This is a genomic window from Sphingomonas endophytica, assembly GCF_001476895.1.
In the GTDB taxonomy this organism is placed as follows: Bacteria; Pseudomonadota; Alphaproteobacteria; order Sphingomonadales; family Sphingomonadaceae; genus Sphingomonas; species Sphingomonas endophytica_A.
The window spans coordinates 1-15,658 of record NZ_LDTB01000073.1 but is presented as its reverse complement, the minus strand read 5'-3'; the positions used below and the strand labels follow the sequence as shown (position 1 = coordinate 15,658).

The following is a 15,658-nucleotide window of genomic DNA, read 5'->3' as shown; positions in this document are numbered from 1 at the left end:
GACAGCGCCTTGGCGCCGTCGGCGTGCGACTGAAAGGGATCGGGCATGTGCTATCCTCCAATGACAAGCAGGATGTTCCTGATATGTTCAAATGGACGATGTAGGACAGCCCCCCGCTGCGGTTCCGCTTTTGGGTTGGCGACGAGGCGCTTAACCTCTAGGAATCGTGGCGTGCGGGTCGGTTCGGCCCGTGCGTGTCCGTGCAGACGAGGGATAGCGTAACACGATGGCCCGCTCGCTGACCCTCGATTCCGATTCGCCCGCCATGGACCGCCCGACTTCGTCGGCGGCGCCGTCACCGTCCGGCGTGGCCGATCCGGTCATCGCCGCCGTGCCCGCCTCGTTCGAGGACAAGGTGGTGCTGGCGCTGTTCGCGATCGGCGTGCTCGGCAACGTCGTGCTTCAGAAATTCGCCTGGCCGCTGAAGGGCGGCGGGTTCGCGCCGCTGGTCCTGCCGCTGTTCGTCGGTGCGATCGTGCTCGCGCCGATCCTGCTGCGGCCGCGCTTCGATCCGATCCGGGTCGGCGGCTTCTTCCTGGTCTTCGTCGTCGCGTCCTTTTCCACGTTCTTCCTCGCGCCCCGCTACAGCGCGTCCAGCCTGATGCTGTTCGCGGCGCTCTATCTGCCGTTCATCGTCTGCTACGAAACCAGCGCCGCCAATTACCGGCGCTGCATGAACCTCTACATTTCGGTGATGCTGGGGTTCGTCGGGGTCACGCTGGCGCAGCACCTGCTCCAGCTCGCGGTGTCGTGGCGCGCCTGGCCGAACCTCAACCTGCTGGTCCCGCGCGAATTCCTCGTGCCGGACTATGTCTATATCCAGCCGATCATCTACGGCTCGCGCTTCATGAAACCGAACGCGATCGCGTTCCTCGAAGTGTCGCTGCTGTCGCAATATATCGCGCTGGCGCTGGCGTTCGAACTGACCTTGTTCCGCCGCCCGCTGCAACTGATCGTGCTGACCGCCGGGTTGCTGATGACGCTGGCGGGCACCGGCGCGCTGTTGATGGCGCTGACGCTGCCGGTGATCCTCGGGCGGATGCGGATCCGCACCGGCGTGGCCGTGCTCGCCATCCTCGTGGTGGTATGCGTGATCGCGTTCCGGCTCGGCTGGTTCGAGATCGTCAGCACGCGCATGGACGAATACAAGCACAACGGCAGCAGCGCCAACATGCGCTTCATCCTGCCGGCCGAGCGGATGCTGGAATTCCTCCACGATCCGCGCGGGCTGATCGCCGGCATCGGCGCGGGACAGATCGAAAAGGGCCGCAACTTCATCTGGTGGCCGTTCACGAAGGTGGCGATCGAATACGGGCTGGTCAGCGCGATCCTGTTCTACGCCTGGGTGATCTACGCGCTGTTCCGCCGCGCGCCGGACAAGGCGATCGCCTTCGTGCTGCTGGTCTGGTTCTCGTTCGAGGGCACGCTGCTCACCGCACACAACGTCCTGTCGCTGGTGCTGTTCGGGACGCTGCTGCGCGTCGCCCCGGACGGCGCGCGGTCGCGTCGCGCGCTGGCGGAGGAACCGCCCGCCGAACGCGCACCGGAACAGCGCCGCCGCGTGCCGGAGCCGCCGCCACCCGCGCCGGTCGGCGACGTGACCGGCGATGCGCTGCTCGACCTGCTCGGCACCCCCGACACCGGCGGGCGGCTGGTCTATGCGATCGGCGACCTGCACGGGCGCACGGATCTGTTCGCGCGGCTGATCGACCAGATCCGCGCCGACATCGCCGCGCATCCCGGCGGCTATCGCGACCGCCCGATGATCGTGCTGCTCGGCGACTATATCGATCGCGGCCCGGCGTCGGCGCAACTGCTCGATCAGATCGTCGCGCTCGGCCGGGACGAGGGGATCGAACTGCGCGCCGTCCTCGGCAATCACGAGGATGCGATGCTCGCCTTCCTCGACGAACGCAGCAGCGGGCAGAGCTGGGGCCGCTACGGCGGGCTGACCACGCTTTCCTCCTACGGCGTCGCCGCGCCGGTGGAGAGCGCGGAGGGCTGGAACGCCGCGCGCGCGCAGCTTCGCACCGTCGTCCCGCCCGAGCATGACGCGCTGCTGCGCGGGCTGGAACATTTCATCCGCATCGGCGACCTGCTGTTCGTCCATGCCGGGCTGCGCCCCGGCGTGCCGATCGAACGCCAGCGGCTGAAGGACATCCTGTATATCCGCGAGGAGTTCCTGGGCGCGCCGGTCGATGCCGGCGTGCTGGTCGTCCATGGTCATACGCCGCAGGACGAAGCCTATGGCGCGCCGGGCCGCATCTGCCTCGATACCGGCGCCTATGCCACCGGCGTGCTTACCGCCGCTCGCTTCGACGGCGGTCGGCCGCGGCTGCTGGCGACGCGCTGACGCGGGGCGCGGTGGTCGCGGTCGCGGTTGTGCGATGCGGCACGGTCGCGCATAGCGGCGCCGTTTCAACGCGAAAGGCGCGACCATGATGGGCAAGACGATCGGCGGCGCCCGCTCGGCGGCGATCACCACCGCCGCGCTGGCCTTGTCCAGCGGGCTGAACTTCGTCGCGATCTTCGTCTGGGTGCGCGTGCTCGGCCCGGTCGATTTCGGCGTCTATGCGCTCGTCTCCGGCGCGGGGCTGTTCCTCAACGCGATGCTGTTCGAATGGCTGCGCGTCGTCGGTGCGCGCATCCTCTACGATCGCGACGCACCCTATCTGATCGATCCGCGTCGCGCCGACGCGATCCTGCGCTTCGTCGCGCTGGTCGCGCTCGCCTTCATCGCCGTGGCGGGGGTGCTCTGGGCTCTGCGCATCGGCGGGCCGGGGTTCGGCGCGGACTGGATCCCGCTGATCGTCGTCTTCACCTTCAGCGAGATGATGCTGGCGATGCTCAACGTCACCAGCCGGGTGCGGATGCTGCCGTGGCAGTTCTTCACCGCGATGGTCGCGCGGTCGGCGCTGGCGATCGTCGTCGGGCTGGTGCTGGTGCTGGGCCTGCACATGGGGGCGACCGGCGTGATGCTGGGGATCGTCGCCGCGCAGCTCGGCACCGCGATCGTGATGATGGCGCGCGATCCGATGTGGCGCGGCCTTCGGCTGTCGGGCGGCGATGCGGCGGCGCGGCGCGAGGTGCTGGCGCTGGGCCTGCCGCTGATCGCCAGCGCGGCATTGGCCTATGGCGCGGGGATCGCCGACCGCTATCTGGTCGGCGGGGTGATGGGCACCGCGCAGGTCGGCTATTACACCGCCCCCGCCGATATGCTGCAGAAGACGCTCGGCTTCGTCATGCTCGCGCTCAACATCGCCGCCTATCCGGCACTGGTGCGCGCGTATGACGATCATGGGCCGGAGGCGGCGCGCAAGGTGCTGGAGGACAATTTCGTCGCGCAGCTGCTGCTCGGCCTGCCCGCCACCGTGGCATTCGTGATGATGCCCTCGGGCCTGTCGAACCTGCTGCTCGGCAAGGCGTATCACGATGTCGCGACCGTGCTGCTGCCGTGGGTGGCGGTCGCCGCGCTGCTGCGGCTGCTGACGAGCCTGCACCTGACGATGGTGTTCCAGATCGCGCGGCGCATGACGATGATGATGGTCGCGCCGGTCGTGATCCTGATCGTGCTGGTGCCCGCCGGCATCTACGGGATGCGCACCGCCGGGCTGCCGGGGATGGCTTATGCCGCGCTGGCGGCGCAGGCGGCGGCATGGGTGGTGTGCGCGGTGCTGGCGCAACGCGTGTTCCGCTTCGCGCTGCTCGACCGCGACGTGGTGAAGATCCTGATCGCCTGCGCGGTGCTCGCGCTTGCTCTCTGGCCGGCGCGCCATGTCACGGAAACCATCCCCGTCCTGCTCGCCTGCGCCGTTGGCGGCACCGCCTTCCTGATCGCGTTGCTGGCGCTCCGCCTCGACCGCGCCAGGCCGCTCTGGGCGAAGATCAAGGCGCGGCGCGGGCGCTGACCTATCGCCGCCGCGCCGGTCGCATCGGGCGCAGCCGCACCGCCAGACAGATCACGGTCGGCCAGAACAGGGTGTTGATGACGTCGGGGATCGTGTCCCACCATCGCCAGCTATGATAATGGAGCCGGTCGAGCACCTCGTTCACCAGCTCCGCCGCCACCACCACCGACAGCGGGATGAAGGTGCCGAGCGACCGTCGCGTCACGATGCGCGCGATCATCAGCACCGCCATCCCGGCGTGGATGTGGAGAACCGTGTCCGTCGTACCGGTGCCGTCACCGATCCAGGAAATGAAACGGGCGTACAGCCCCGGTACGTCGATCACGTTATTTCTGGCAGGCGACGATCGCGGTCACGACGCTGATGGTTTCCTGCGGGTCGCGCACGCGCACGCAATCCACACCGGCCTCATGCGCGGGATAATCGTTGCCGCCCGGAAAGATCGCGTCGCCGATGAACAGCATGTCCGACAGCGCGAACCCGCTCTCCTTGGCCAGCTTCTTCAGGCCATAGCCCTTGTCGACGCCCTCGCGGGTGATGTCGATCGAGGTCGCGCCGCCCATGTTGATCGCGAGCCCCGGCAGCCGCTTGCGAAGATCGGCCTGGATCACCTTGCGCTTGGCGAAATCCGGATCCCAATGCTCCTTGGCCTCCAGCGGTGCTTCCTGTCCCAGCGCCGAGAAGGTGATCTGGCTGCCGCGATCCTCGATCCGCTCGCCCCAGGTCTGCTCGGGCACGAAGCCGGTCGCCTCCAGCGCCTCGCCGAACGCGGTGATGATCTTCTGCTTCTCGGCATCGTCGAACAGCTCGGCATAGACCGTCTGCCACGAACCGTCCTTGTGGACGTACAGCTTGGTGCCGGTCGTCGGCATCAGCCACAGACGCGCGCGATCGGCGCGTTCGGGCAGGCGGCTCGCCACCTGCTTGTCGAACTGCGGCCAGTCCCCGCCGGAGATCACCGCGACATCGGCCACCGTCAGCAGATCGGCGAGCGTCTCGCCCATATCCTCCTTCAGCGGCTGCTTGCTCAGCGCCAGCGTGCCGTCCAGATCGAAGGCGACCAGCTTCTTCATTCACTTATCTCCGCGCGCGAGGATCATCGTGTCGATGGCGTGCGCTACGCCATCTTCATCATTGGTGCGAGTCGTCTTCCGCGCCTTCGCCCTCACCGCGTCCGGGGCGTTGCCCATCGCGATCGACAGGCCGGCGCGCGCCAGCATCGGCAGGTCGTTGGCCTGATCGCCGATCGCGGCGGTGTCGGCCAGATCGACACCCAGCGCGCCGGCCAGCGCGGCGATTCCGTCGCCCTTGTTGGCGGTCGTCGCGGTCACGTCGAGATAATAGGTCTGCGACTGCGCGACGGTCGCCCGCTCCCCGAACCGGGCATGGACGCGCTGGTACAGCGCGCGCAGCGCCGCTTCGTCGTCGCTGACGAAGGTGATCTTGTCGGCGCGGTCCAGCAGGTGGTCGAACGACGCGACCACCACCGGCTCCTGCGCGCTCGACCGCCGCTCGCTTCGCGTATGCGGCCCGTCGCCGTCGCTGGCATACCATCGGTCGTCGGCGAACACCCAGGTGTCGACGCCCTCCGCCCCTTCCGCCATCATCGCCATTACCCCGCGCGCGACGTCTTCCGGGATCGTCACATGACTGACGATCGTACCGTCGCGACGGAAGACGATTCCGCCGTTGAACGCCGCGACATCGCCATCCAGCCCCAGCGGCGCCAGCAGCGGGCGGATTCCCGACATCGGCCGCGCGCTGATCACCGTGAAGCCGATCCCCGCCGATCGCAGCCGTTCGACGGCCGCGATCGTCCCGGGGGTCAGTTGCTTGTCGCGGTTCACCAGCGTCCCGTCCAGGTCGGACACCAGCAGGCGGATCGCCATTATTGCGGCATCTCGACATGCCCGCCGAAGCCGAAGCGCATCGCCGACAGCACCTTCTCGCCGAACGTATGCTCGACGCGGCTGCGATAGCGCGCGAACAGCGCGGTGGTCAGCACGTTGACCGGCACCGCCTCTTCCATCGCCGCCTCGATCGTCCACTGGCCTTCGCCCGAATCGGCGACATTGCCGCTGAACTTCTCCAGCCTGCCGTCCTCGGCCAGCGCGTCGGCGGTCAGGTCCAGCAGCCACGACGAGATCACGCTCCCGCGCCGCCACACCTCGGCGATATCGGCGAGGTTCAGGTCATAGCGCTGGTCCTCGGGCAGCTTCTCCGACGCCTTGCCCTTCAGCACGTCGAAGCCCTCGGCATAGGCCTGCATCAGGCCATATTCGATGCCGTTGTGGATCATCTTCACGAAATGGCCGGCACCCGCCGGCCCGGCGTGGATATAGCCATGTTCGGCGCGGTCATCGACCTCGTCCTTCAGCCGTCCCTTCGTGCGTGGGATCGTCCCCATGCCGGGCGCCAGCGCCGAGAAGATCGGGTCGAGATCGCGCACCACCTGATCCGGCCCGCCGATCATCATGCAATAGCCGCGCTCCAGCCCCCAGACGCCGCCCGAGGTGCCGACGTCGACATAATGGACGCCCTTTTCGCTTAGCGCCTTCGCGCGGCGGATATCGTCCTTGTAGAAGCTGTTGCCGCCGTCGATCACGATATCGCCCGCGTTCGCGCCGGCCGCGATCTGGTCGATCATCCCGTCGGTGATCGCGCCGTGCGGCAGCATCACCCACCAGATCGCCGGGCTGCCCGCCTTCTCGCGCGCCTCCTCCAGCGACGACGCGGCGATCGCGCCATCATCGGCCAGCTTCTGGACGGCCCCGGCATCGCGGTCATAGGCGACGATCTCATGCCCGGCCTTCATCAGGCGCCGTGCCATGTTCCCGCCCATCCGGCCGAGGCCGATCATCACCAATCGCATTGCATACCTCCAAGCTGACCGCTCAATGGATCGCCCCTATGCTAGGTTCCGCCCCCGCAACGAACCGGATTGACCCGCCTTGACGCCACCGCGCCTGCTGATCGTCTTCGGTACCCGCCCTGAAGCGGTCAAGATGGCGCCGCTTGTCAGCGCGTTGCGCGCGCTGGACGGCGTCGAGACGCGCGTGCTGGTGACCGGTCAGCACCGCGCGTTGCTCGATTCGGCGCTCGCCGCGTTGGGTATCGTCCCCGACATCGATCTGCGCGTGTCCAGCGGGGAGGGTGCGCTGGACCGGATGCTCGCCGCGCTGCTGACCGCGATCGGTGCGACGCTCGACCGCGAACGACCGGCGCGCGTGCTGGTCCACGGCGACACGCTCACCGCACTGGCGGCGACGCTCGCCGCGCATCTGCGCCGCGTGCCGGTCGCGCATGTCGAGGCGGGGCTGCGCAGCGGCGACCTGTTCGCGCCATGGCCGGAGGAGGGGAGCCGTCGCATCACCGGCATCCTCGCCGACCTGCATTTCGCGCCGACCGTGGCGGCGGCGGACGCGCTCCGGCGCGAGAACGTGCCCGCCGACGCGATCCACGTCACCGGCAACACCGTCGCCGACGCCCTGCGGATGATACAGGCGCGGATCGTCGCCCGTCCCGATCTGGCCGCCGCCGCCGACCGGATCCTCGCCCGCTTCGTCGATCGGCGGATCGTCACCGCCACGATGCACCGGCGCGAGAACTGGCCACGCCTGCCCGCCATCGCGCGCGCGCTCGCGCGGCTCGCCCGGCGCGACGACCTCGCGATCATCATTCCGCTTCACCCCAACCCGCGCGTCACCGATCCGTTGACCGCCGCGCTCGGTACGCTCCCGAACGTCGCGCTGGTCCCCGCGCTCGACTATCCGGATTTCGTCCGGCTGATGGCTGCCAGCACGCTGATCCTCACCGATTCCGGCGGGGTACAGGAAGAGGCACCCGCGCTCGGCGTCCCCGTATTGGTGCTGCGCGACGTGACCGAGCGCGGGGAGGGCGTCGCGGCCGGAAGCGTCCGGCTGGTCGGCACCGATCCCGAGGCGATCGTCGCGGCGGCGACGGCGGTGCTGGACGCGCCGGCATCGACCACGCCGCGCCAGCTATACGGCGACGGATATGCGGCGGACCGGATCGCCGCGATCCTCGTCGCGCGACTGAACGCCTGAGCCTTTGAACCCGCCGCCCCCGCGGACGCCGGGGCGGGGGCAAGGAAACGCAACCCTTCCCACCGTCATCCCGGCGCAGGCCGGGATCCATCGTGCCGCCCGCGCTGCCGTGTCGGCTCTGGCGAACATCGGCCGGCGCCGCCGGCGGCACGCTGGATGCCGGAACAGGTCCGGCATGACGGCGGGGGCTGTCGCGACGGTCCGGTCCTAACGGCGACTTGGAACCCGGGCTGCGCCGGGTGACGAGCGGAGGGGGAAGGGGCCGCGCGTCGTCTTACCCCCACCCCCGCCTTCCACCCCCCAAGCTTTTCTGCGCTTGCGCCGTGCCGCTCCGCCGACGCAGGTTGCGCGCCATGACGAAGGGCGAACGCTAAGTGGATTTGTTGAGCACGCTGGCGGGTTTCCTCGTCGGGACGATCGTGGGGCTGACCGGAGTCGGCGGCGGGTCGCTGATGTCGCCGCTGCTGATCCTGCTGTTCGGCATCGCCCCCGCGACCGCCGTCGGCACCGACCTGTGGTTCGCCGCCATCACCAAGATCGTCGGCGGCACCGTCCATCATCGTCAGAACAATGCCGACTGGACGATCGTGAAGCGGCTGTGCTGGGGCAGCCTCCCGGCCGTCGCGCTGACGCTCTGGTGGCTGTCCAGCCACGGGCACAAGGCCGAAAGCGGCGGGATGATCGTCCGCGTGCTCGGCGTGACGCTGGTGATCTCGGCGCTGCTCACGCCCTTCCGCCGCCGACTGGCGCTGCGCTTCGCGCGTGCCGAGGGGGCGCGGACCGACGCGTTCCTGCGCTGGCAACCGGTGCTGACCGCCGCGGCGGGCGCGTTGCTCGGCACGCTCATCACGCTGACGTCGGTCGGGGCGGGGGCGCTGGGCGCGACCCTGCTGCTGATGCTCTATCCGTTCCGCCTCAATGCCAAGCGGCTGGTCGGCACCGACATCCTCCACGCCGTCCCGGTCGCGCTGATCGGCGGGATCGGCCATGCCGTGATCGGCAATATCAACCTGCCGCTGCTCGGCGCGCTGCTGCTCGGCTCGATCCCCGGCGTGATCCTCGGCGCGAAGCTCACCGATCGCCTGCCGGAGCGCGTCGTCACCCCCGCCCTGGCGGTGGTGTTGTTGATCGTCGGGCTACGGCTGCTGAAATAAGGCGCCGTGGCCGGCGGACCTATCCCAGCGCCGCCGTCACCCGCCCCGCCAGCCGCGCGACCGCCGCGTCATGGATCCCGGCGGTACTCACCAGCACGCCATAGGCGCGTGGATCGGCCTTGTTGAACACCAGCGGCGCGCCCAGCGCATCGCTGACCGCCGCGCCCGCCGCCCCGGCCACCAGCACGGCGGCGGCGATGTCCCATTCGTTACCCCAGCGCAGTGTCGCGACCAGATCGGCCTGGTCCGCCGCGACCATCGCCACGCGCAACGCGATCGAATTGGGCTTCTCGACCGCCGTCAGGTCGCGATCGACCTTGGGCAGCGCATCGACCGGCACGCGGGCGCCCGCCAGCACGTCGCGCGCGCCCGCGCGCACCGCCGCGCCGTTCAACGTCGCCGCCTCGCCCGCCGCTGCGCGCCACACCTCACCTCGCGCGGGCGCATCCAGCACCCCCAGCACCGGCTGCCCGTCCTCGATCAGCGCGATCGACACGCACCAGCCGGTCCGCCCGCGAATATAGTCGCGCGTGCCGTCGATCGGATCGACCACCCACACCCGTCGTCGCGCCAGCCGCGCGGGATGGTCTGCGGTTTCTTCCGACAGCCACCCGGCCTCCGGCAGCAGCGCGCCCAGGCGGGCATGGAGCATCCGGTCGACGTCCAGGTCGACCTCGCACACCGGGCTGCCCGGCTCCTTTTCCCAGCGCGCGAAATCGGTGCGCCAGCGCGCCAGCGCCATCTGCCCCGCTTCGCGCGCGACGGCGGCGACCGCATCGGCGAGGTTCCGCGCCTCAGCCACCGGCGACGGTCATCCCCTCGATCCGCACCGTCGGCACGTTCACGCCCTGTCGGAACGCCAGATCGTTGGCGGGGGTCAGTTCGCGATACATCGCCAGCAGATGGCCCGCGATCGTGAAGCCCGCGACCGGCTCGGCGAGCTCGCCGTTCCGGATCGCGAACCCGGCCGCGCCGCGGCTGTAGTCGCCCGTCACCGGGTTGACGCCCTGGCCGATCAGCTCGGTCACGTACACGCCCTCGGCGATGTCGGCGATCAGCGTGGCGACCGGCATCTTGCCCGGCTCCATATAGAGGTTGCTGGTCGATACCCCCGGCGCGCCCGCGATCCCGCGCGCGGCATGGCCGGTCGGCTCCAGCCCCAGCTGCCGCGCCGACGCGCTGTCGAGCAGCCACGTCTCCAGCATCCCCGCCTCGACGATCGCGACCGGCGACACCGGCAATCCCTCGCCGTCGAACGGGCGTGAGCGCAGCCCGTGCGGGCGGTGCGGATCGTCGCGGATCGTCACGCCGGCGGCGAACACCTGCGTGCCCAGCGCGTCCAGCAGGAAGCTCGACCGGCGCGTGATCGCGGTGCCGCTGATCGCACCGGTCAGATGCCCCAGCAGGCTGGCCCCGACGCGCGGGTCGAACACCACCGGCATCGTCCCGCTCGCCATCGTCCCCGCGCCCAGCCGCGCCACCGCGCGCTCGCCCGCCAATTGCCCGATCGCCTCGGGCGCATCCAGATGCGCGCGGTGCCGCGCCGAATGGAAAGCGTAATCGCGCTGCATCGCGCCGCCTTCCCCTGCGATCACGCTCGCCGACACGCTATGCCCGGTCGTGGCATAACCGCCGACGAAGCCGTGGCTGGTCGCCAGCGCCCAGACGCTCGACGACGAGGACGCGCCCGCGCCCTCGCTGTTGGCGACGCCCGTCACGCCGCGCGCCGCATCCTCGGCACGCATCGCGGTGTCGCGCAATTCCTCCGGCAAGGGCAGGTGCGCGTCCGCCAAATCGAGGCACGGCGGCGCGCCGTGCATCAGCCGTTCCCGCGGCGCCAGCCCCGCCCAGCGATCCTCCGGCGCCTCGCGCGCCATCGCCACCGCGCGCTCGACCAGCGCGTCCATCGCCGCGGTCGACAGGTCGGAGGTGGAGACGCTCGCCGAACGCCGCCCGACGAACACGCGCAGCCCCAGGTCCTCGCCCTCCGACCGCCCGACATCCTCCAGCTTGCCCAGCCGCACCGACACTTCGGTGGCGCCATGCGCGGCGAAGACCGCGTCGGCGGCATCCGCGCCGGCGGCCCCAGCACGGCGGACCAGATCGTAAGCGCGCTCCTGCGCCTGTTCGGGGGTGAGCATGGGATCGACTTAAGCGCGAAAGGTTGACGTTGCCATATGCGACAGCAACGTCCTCGCCCCCCGATTAGATGCGCGTCCCCACCACGACGCAGGCCAGGAACATCAACATCCCGGCGGTCCGGTTCGCGCGAAACCGGTGCAGCGCCCCCGCGCCGTCGTCGGGACGCAGCGTCGCGACCTGCCACGCCAGATGCACCGCCACCGGCAGCAGCGCCAGCAACGCGACCGGATCGGCACGCACCTGCCACACCGCCGCCGCCCACAAGGCGACCGCCAGCGCATAGCAGGTGCCGACCCCCGCATGGACATGCCGCCCCAGCGCCAGCGCTGACGACCGGATGCCGACCAGCGCATCGTCCTCGCGGTCCTGCAACGCATAGATCGTGTCGTAGCCGACCACCCAGAAGATCGTCCCTGCGTACAGCGTGACGCCCGGCAGGGTCAGCGCGCCCCACGTCTCGGTCCACCCGACCAGCGCCGCCCAGGAGAACACCAGCCCCAGCCACGCCTGCGGCCACCAGGTGATGCGCTTCATGAACGGATAGGCCGCGACCGGCGCGATCGCCGCCACCGAGACGATCGCGGCGGGCCCGTGCAATTGCAGCAACACCACCAGCCCGATCAGGCACAGCGCCAGCAACCACGCCCATGCCGCCTTGGCGGAAACCGCCCCGCTCGCCAGCGGCCGGTCGCGCGTTCGCTCCACGCTGGCGTCCAGGTCGCGGTCGACGATATCGTTATAGACGCACCCCGCCCCGCGCATCGCGATGCTGCCGAGCAGCAGCCAGAGGATCAGCCCCCATCGCTCGACCAGCCCGCCCGCCAGCGCCACCGCCCAAGCGCCGGGCCAGAACAGCAGCCACCACCCTATCGGCCGGTCGAACCGCGCCAGCGACGCGAACATGCGCGGTCCGGGCGGAAAGAGCGAAAGAAGCCCGCGATGCTGGCTGTCGGGAACGATGTCGGTCACGTGCGCGGCGATAGCGTGGCCACGCGGCACCGTCACCCTGTTCGCGCCCCTCACGCCACACACTTTCCCGTCACCTCCCCCCTCAATCGTCACCCCGGCGAAGGCCGGGGTCCAGTTGGGAAGGTCCCCGTGATGTCGCGCAGCGCCACGTCATCCTCGCGCCGCAGCGGGACCCCGGCCTTCGCCGGGGTGACGGACGTAGTGAGAGGTGCCTGCCGCGAAGCCCCCATTCACCCTGCCGCAACCGCGCCCTACATACACCAGCGATCACAACCACATCGGACGCGCACCCGCCATGCTGACCCTGCTCGCCCTCCTCGCCGCCGCCGCCACCGATCCGCTCGCGGGCACGTGGCGCAACGCCGCCGACAGCGTGCGCATCCGCGTCGAGCGCTGCCGTGGGGCGCCGGGCATGTGCGGCACCGTCATCGCCGCCAGCGACCGCGCGAAGGCCGATGCGGCGGCGGGCGGCACCGATCGGCTGGTCGGCACGCCGCTGTTCCGCGGGTTCGAGCGCGACGAGGACGGCGCCTGGGCCGGCACCGTCTTCGTTCCCGACATCGGTACCGAGGTGGAGGGGACGCTCCACCTCGAAGGGCGCAACACCCTGGTCGCCGAAGGCTGCCTGTTCGCCGGCTTCGGGTGCAAGGAACAGCGCTGGACCCGCGTCGCCGCGAAGTGATCCACCTCTCGGTCGCGATCGGCCGGTTCTTCGAGGCGCTGTTCTATGCCATCCTGCGCGTCGCCGGGGTGGCGGCGGGGGCGATCCTCGGCGTAGCAGTGGCGGGCGCGCTGCTGTTCCTGCTGGCGCGCGTGTTGATCGGAAGGAAGAAATGATGGGGGCGGTGCCCGCCTGGCCGCCGCGCTCGACGCCGCGGCTCTATGTCGAAACCCCGCTCGCCCCGGGTGCGCTGTCGCTGTCGGGGCCGCCCGCGCACTACCTGATCGCGGTCATGCGCACCAAGGCGGGCGACCCGGTCAAATTGTTCGACGACGCGACCGGCGAATGGCTGGCGGTCGCCACCCATGTCGGCAAGCGCGACCTGACCCTGGACGTGACCGAGCGGCTGCGCGAACGCGAGCCGGTCCCCGACCTGTGGCTGGTCGCCGCCCCGCTGAAGAAGGGCCGGGTCGACTGGATGGCGGAGAAGGCATGCGAACTGGGCGTCGCGCGGCTGGTCCCGGTCGTCACGCGCCGCACCGTCGTCGACAAGCCCAACACCGATCGCCTGCGCGCGCACATGGTCGAGGCCGCCGAGCAATGCGGCCGCACCGCCGTGCCGGAGATCGCGGACGACGTGAAGCTCCCCGCGCTGCTGCGCGACTGGCCCGCCGACCGCGCGCTCTTCTTCGCCGACGAGCTGGGCGGCGCGCCCGCCGCCGAGGCGATGCGCGCCCGCCCCGGCCCGGCCGCGATCCTGATCGGTCCCGAAGGCGGGTTCGACGACGACGAACGCGCCGCGATCCGCGCGCATCCGGCGGCGGTCGGCATCGCGCTCGGCCCCCGCATCCTGCGCGCCGATACTGCGGCAGCGGCGGCGGTCGCGGTGTGGATGGCGGTCGCCGGGGACTGGTGAGGTTCACGCGGAGGCGCGAAGGCGCGGAGAAGAAGGGGTCGTTCGCGCAGAGCACGCCGAGGACGCGGAGGGTAGAAGAACACGAAGAGAAAGATGGGTCTTCCGATCGACCCGTCGCCCCGGCGAGCGCTGGGGCCTTTATCCGAACTGCGAACCGGAATGATGGAGGGCTCCGCTGCCGCTGAAGCGACGCCTTCTCTGCGCCCTCCGCGTGCTCCGCGCGAACCACCCCTTTCTCAAACTCCGCGTCTCCGCGCCTCCGCGTGAACCCTCCCACCGGAAGCCCCGGCGAAACCAACCCCGTCTTTACCCACCGCAACCCTATCCACCCTAGCGCCTCCGTTCATCCGGGCGTAAGGCGCGCGCATGACGACCAAGACCGTTTCGGAAACCAGCGCAGCGGTCATCGAATCGCGCGACGAATTGATCGCCCATTTCGCCACCGGCGAAAAATCCGCCGACCGCTGGCGGATCGGCACCGAGCACGAGAAGTTCGTCTATTCCGTCACGGACCACCACGCCCCCTCCTATGACGAACAGGCCGGCATCCGGGCGCTGCTCGGCGAGCTGGAGCAGCACGGCTGGCGCCCGGTCGAGGAGGGCGGCAAGGTCATCGCGCTCACCGGCGCGGACGGCTCGATCAGCCTCGAACCGGCCGGGCAATTCGAACTGTCGGGCGCACCGCTCGACAATCTCCACCAGACCTGCGCCGAAACCGGCCGTCACCTGTCGCAGGTGAAGGCGGCGGGCGAAAAGCTGGGGATCGGTTTCCTCGGGCTCGGCATGTGGCCCGACAAGGCGCGCGACGCGCTGCCGATCATGCCCAAGGGCCGCTACGCGATCATGCTGCGCCACATGCCGCGCGTCGGCAGCATGGGGCTGGACATGATGCTGCGCACCTGCACGATCCAGGTGAACCTCGATTACGCCAGCGAAGCGGACATGGCGCAGAAGTTCCGCGTCGGGCTCGCGCTGCAACCGCTCGCCACCGCGCTGTTCGCCAACTCGCCGTTCACCGAGGGCAAGCCGAACGGTTTCCTCAGCTATCGCAGCCACATCTGGTCGGATACCGATCCGGCCCGCACCGGGATGCTGCCGTTCGTGTTCGAGCACGGCTTCGGCTATGAGCGCTATGCCGACTATATGCTCGATGTGCCGATGTATTTCGTCTATCGCGACGGGCGTTACATCGACGCGGCGGGCTTGAGCTTCCGCGACTTCCTGCGCGGAGAGCTGTCGGTGCTGCCCGGTGAGAAGCCGACGATCGACGACTGGAACGACCATCTCTCCACCGCCTTCCCGGAAGTGCGGCTGAAGACTTTCCTCGAGATGCGCGGCGCGGATGGCGGCCCGTGGAACCGCATCTGCGCGCTCCCCGCCTTCTGGGTCGGACTGCTCTACGACCAGCAGGCGCTCGACGCCGCGTGGGACGTGGTGAAGCACTGGACGCTGGACGAGCGCCAGGCCTTGCGCGACGCGGTGCCGAAGCTCGGCCTGTCCGCCCCGATCTCCGGCGGCGGCGAACTCCGCGATATCGCGCGGCAGGTGCTCGACATCGCGCATGCCGGCCTGAAGGCACGCGCACGCCTCAGCGCGTCGGGTGAGGACGAAACCGGCTTCCTCGAACCGCTGCGCGAGATCGTCCGCACCGGCAAGGTCCCCGCCGAACTGCTTCTCGACCGCTACCACGGCGCCTGGAACGGCGACGTCTCTCAGGTCTATCGCGAGGCCAGCTTCTAACCTCTCCTGCAAGGGGAGGTGGCGGCCGGCAGGGTTGAGGGAGGAGCGGACGGGCATGAAGCGCCTCCACACCCGCAACCCACCACCCCGGCGAACGCCGG

Annotated in this window: 15 protein-coding genes; 8 read left to right on the top strand and 7 right to left on the bottom strand. The window is 69.9% G+C overall.

Going from position 1 to position 15,658, the window contains the following annotated elements; all coding sequences use genetic code 11:
* Nucleotides 1-265 precede the first annotated feature (265 nt).
* Entirely contained in the window at nucleotides 266-2,353 is a 2,088-nt protein-coding gene (locus NS334_RS18840) for a metallophosphoesterase (protein WP_206542665.1), read from the top strand.
* Between the two features lie 85 nt (nucleotides 2,354-2,438).
* Nucleotides 2,439-3,908, top strand: coding sequence for a lipopolysaccharide biosynthesis protein (locus NS334_RS14890; protein ID WP_058756740.1), 1,470 nt, complete (start codon nucleotides 2,439-2,441; stop codon nucleotides 3,906-3,908).
* Between the two features lies 1 nt (nucleotide 3,909).
* On the opposite strand, the gene NS334_RS14885 is transcribed toward NS334_RS14890, so the two are convergent.
* Genes NS334_RS14885 through gnd form a run of 4 tightly spaced genes read right to left on the bottom strand, consistent with a single transcriptional unit; the run spans nucleotide 3,910 to nucleotide 6,780 of the window.
* Nucleotides 3,910-4,233, bottom strand: a complete 324-nt coding sequence (locus tag NS334_RS14885; protein ID WP_241491976.1) for a hypothetical protein — start codon at nucleotides 4,231-4,233, stop codon at nucleotides 3,910-3,912.
* 1 nt (nucleotide 4,234) lies between these two features.
* Nucleotides 4,235-4,981 carry an HAD-IIB family hydrolase gene (locus NS334_RS14880; protein ID WP_058756739.1) on the bottom strand — a complete coding sequence of 249 codons (747 nt, stop codon included), beginning with the start codon at nucleotides 4,979-4,981 and terminating at the stop codon, nucleotides 4,235-4,237.
* Nucleotides 4,982-5,797, bottom strand: a complete 816-nt coding sequence (locus NS334_RS14875; RefSeq protein ID WP_058756738.1) for a Cof-type HAD-IIB family hydrolase — start codon at nucleotides 5,795-5,797, stop codon at nucleotides 4,982-4,984. It lies immediately after the preceding gene.
* Nucleotides 5,797-6,780 carry a phosphogluconate dehydrogenase (NAD(+)-dependent, decarboxylating) gene (gene gnd / locus NS334_RS14870; RefSeq protein WP_058756737.1) on the bottom strand — a complete coding sequence of 328 codons (984 nt, stop codon included), beginning with the start codon at nucleotides 6,778-6,780 and terminating at the stop codon, nucleotides 5,797-5,799. Before gnd ends, NS334_RS14875 begins: the two co-directional genes overlap by 1 nt.
* A 79-nt stretch (nucleotides 6,781-6,859) precedes the next feature.
* On the opposite strand from gnd, the gene wecB reads away from it, so the two are divergent.
* Nucleotides 6,860-7,975, top strand: coding sequence for a non-hydrolyzing UDP-N-acetylglucosamine 2-epimerase (wecB, locus tag NS334_RS14865; RefSeq protein WP_083500515.1), 1,116 nt, complete (start codon nucleotides 6,860-6,862; stop codon nucleotides 7,973-7,975).
* A 374-nt stretch (nucleotides 7,976-8,349) separates the two neighbouring features.
* On the top strand, nucleotides 8,350-9,129 hold the full coding sequence (locus NS334_RS14860; RefSeq protein WP_058756736.1) for a sulfite exporter TauE/SafE family protein: 780 nt from the start codon (nucleotides 8,350-8,352) through the stop codon (nucleotides 9,127-9,129).
* Nucleotides 9,130-9,148: 19 nt separating this feature from the next.
* Here the strand turns inward: NS334_RS14860 and NS334_RS14855 are convergent, their stop codons facing one another.
* The 3 genes from NS334_RS14855 to ubiA all read right to left on the bottom strand — a co-directional run bounded on the left by NS334_RS14855 (nucleotide 9,149) and on the right by ubiA (nucleotide 12,240).
* A complete protein-coding gene (locus NS334_RS14855; protein WP_083500514.1) occupies nucleotides 9,149-9,931 on the bottom strand; it encodes a 3'(2'),5'-bisphosphate nucleotidase CysQ in 783 nt (260 codons plus the stop codon).
* The gene (locus NS334_RS14850) at nucleotides 9,924-11,270 is read right to left on the bottom strand and encodes a TldD/PmbA family protein (RefSeq protein WP_058756735.1); all 1,347 of its coding nucleotides are present in this window, start codon (nucleotides 11,268-11,270) and stop codon (nucleotides 9,924-9,926) included. The genes NS334_RS14855 and NS334_RS14850 overlap by 8 nt, the downstream gene beginning before the upstream one ends.
* Before the next feature lie 64 nt (nucleotides 11,271-11,334).
* Nucleotides 11,335-12,240, bottom strand: a complete 906-nt coding sequence (gene ubiA, locus NS334_RS14845; RefSeq protein WP_241491975.1) for a 4-hydroxybenzoate octaprenyltransferase — start codon at nucleotides 12,238-12,240, stop codon at nucleotides 11,335-11,337.
* A 295-nt stretch (nucleotides 12,241-12,535) separates the two neighbouring features.
* On the opposite strand from ubiA, the gene NS334_RS14840 reads away from it, so the two are divergent.
* The 4 genes from NS334_RS14840 (at nucleotide 12,536) to NS334_RS14825 (ending at nucleotide 15,557) form a co-directional block, all read left to right on the top strand.
* Nucleotides 12,536-12,922, top strand: a complete 387-nt coding sequence (locus NS334_RS14840; protein WP_058756734.1) for a DUF2147 domain-containing protein — start codon at nucleotides 12,536-12,538, stop codon at nucleotides 12,920-12,922.
* Entirely contained in the window at nucleotides 12,919-13,077 is a 159-nt protein-coding gene (locus NS334_RS18715; protein WP_193753118.1) for a hypothetical protein, read from the top strand. Before NS334_RS14840 ends, NS334_RS18715 begins: the two co-directional genes overlap by 4 nt.
* Nucleotides 13,077-13,817 carry a 16S rRNA (uracil(1498)-N(3))-methyltransferase gene (locus NS334_RS14830; RefSeq protein ID WP_058756741.1) on the top strand — a complete coding sequence of 247 codons (741 nt, stop codon included), beginning with the start codon at nucleotides 13,077-13,079 and terminating at the stop codon, nucleotides 13,815-13,817. Before NS334_RS18715 ends, NS334_RS14830 begins: the two co-directional genes overlap by 1 nt.
* A gap of 366 nt (nucleotides 13,818-14,183) precedes the next feature.
* A complete protein-coding gene (locus NS334_RS14825) occupies nucleotides 14,184-15,557 on the top strand; it encodes a glutamate--cysteine ligase (RefSeq protein ID WP_058756733.1) in 1,374 nt (457 codons plus the stop codon).
* Nucleotides 15,558-15,658 lie beyond the last annotated feature (101 nt).

Coding starts and splice junctions, on each gene's coding strand:
- NS334_RS18840 (WP_206542665.1), top strand. CDS start 266: ATGGACCGCCCGACTTCGTCGGCGGCGCCGTCACCGTCCGGCGTGGCC.
- NS334_RS14890 (WP_058756740.1), top strand. CDS start 2,439: ATGATGGGCAAGACGATCGGCGGCGCCCGCTCGGCGGCGATCACCACC.
- NS334_RS14880 (WP_058756739.1), bottom strand. CDS start 4,981: ATGAAGAAGCTGGTCGCCTTCGATCTGGACGGCACGCTGGCGCTGAGC.
- NS334_RS14875 (WP_058756738.1), bottom strand. CDS start 5,797: ATGGCGATCCGCCTGCTGGTGTCCGACCTGGACGGGACGCTGGTGAAC.
- gnd (WP_058756737.1), bottom strand. CDS start 6,780: ATGCGATTGGTGATGATCGGCCTCGGCCGGATGGGCGGGAACATGGCA.
- NS334_RS14850 (WP_058756735.1), bottom strand. CDS start 11,270: ATGCTCACCCCCGAACAGGCGCAGGAGCGCGCTTACGATCTGGTCCGC.
- NS334_RS14840 (WP_058756734.1), top strand. CDS start 12,536: ATGCTGACCCTGCTCGCCCTCCTCGCCGCCGCCGCCACCGATCCGCTC.
- NS334_RS14830 (WP_058756741.1), top strand. CDS start 13,077: ATGGGGGCGGTGCCCGCCTGGCCGCCGCGCTCGACGCCGCGGCTCTAT.
- NS334_RS14825 (WP_058756733.1), top strand. CDS start 14,184: ATGACGACCAAGACCGTTTCGGAAACCAGCGCAGCGGTCATCGAATCG.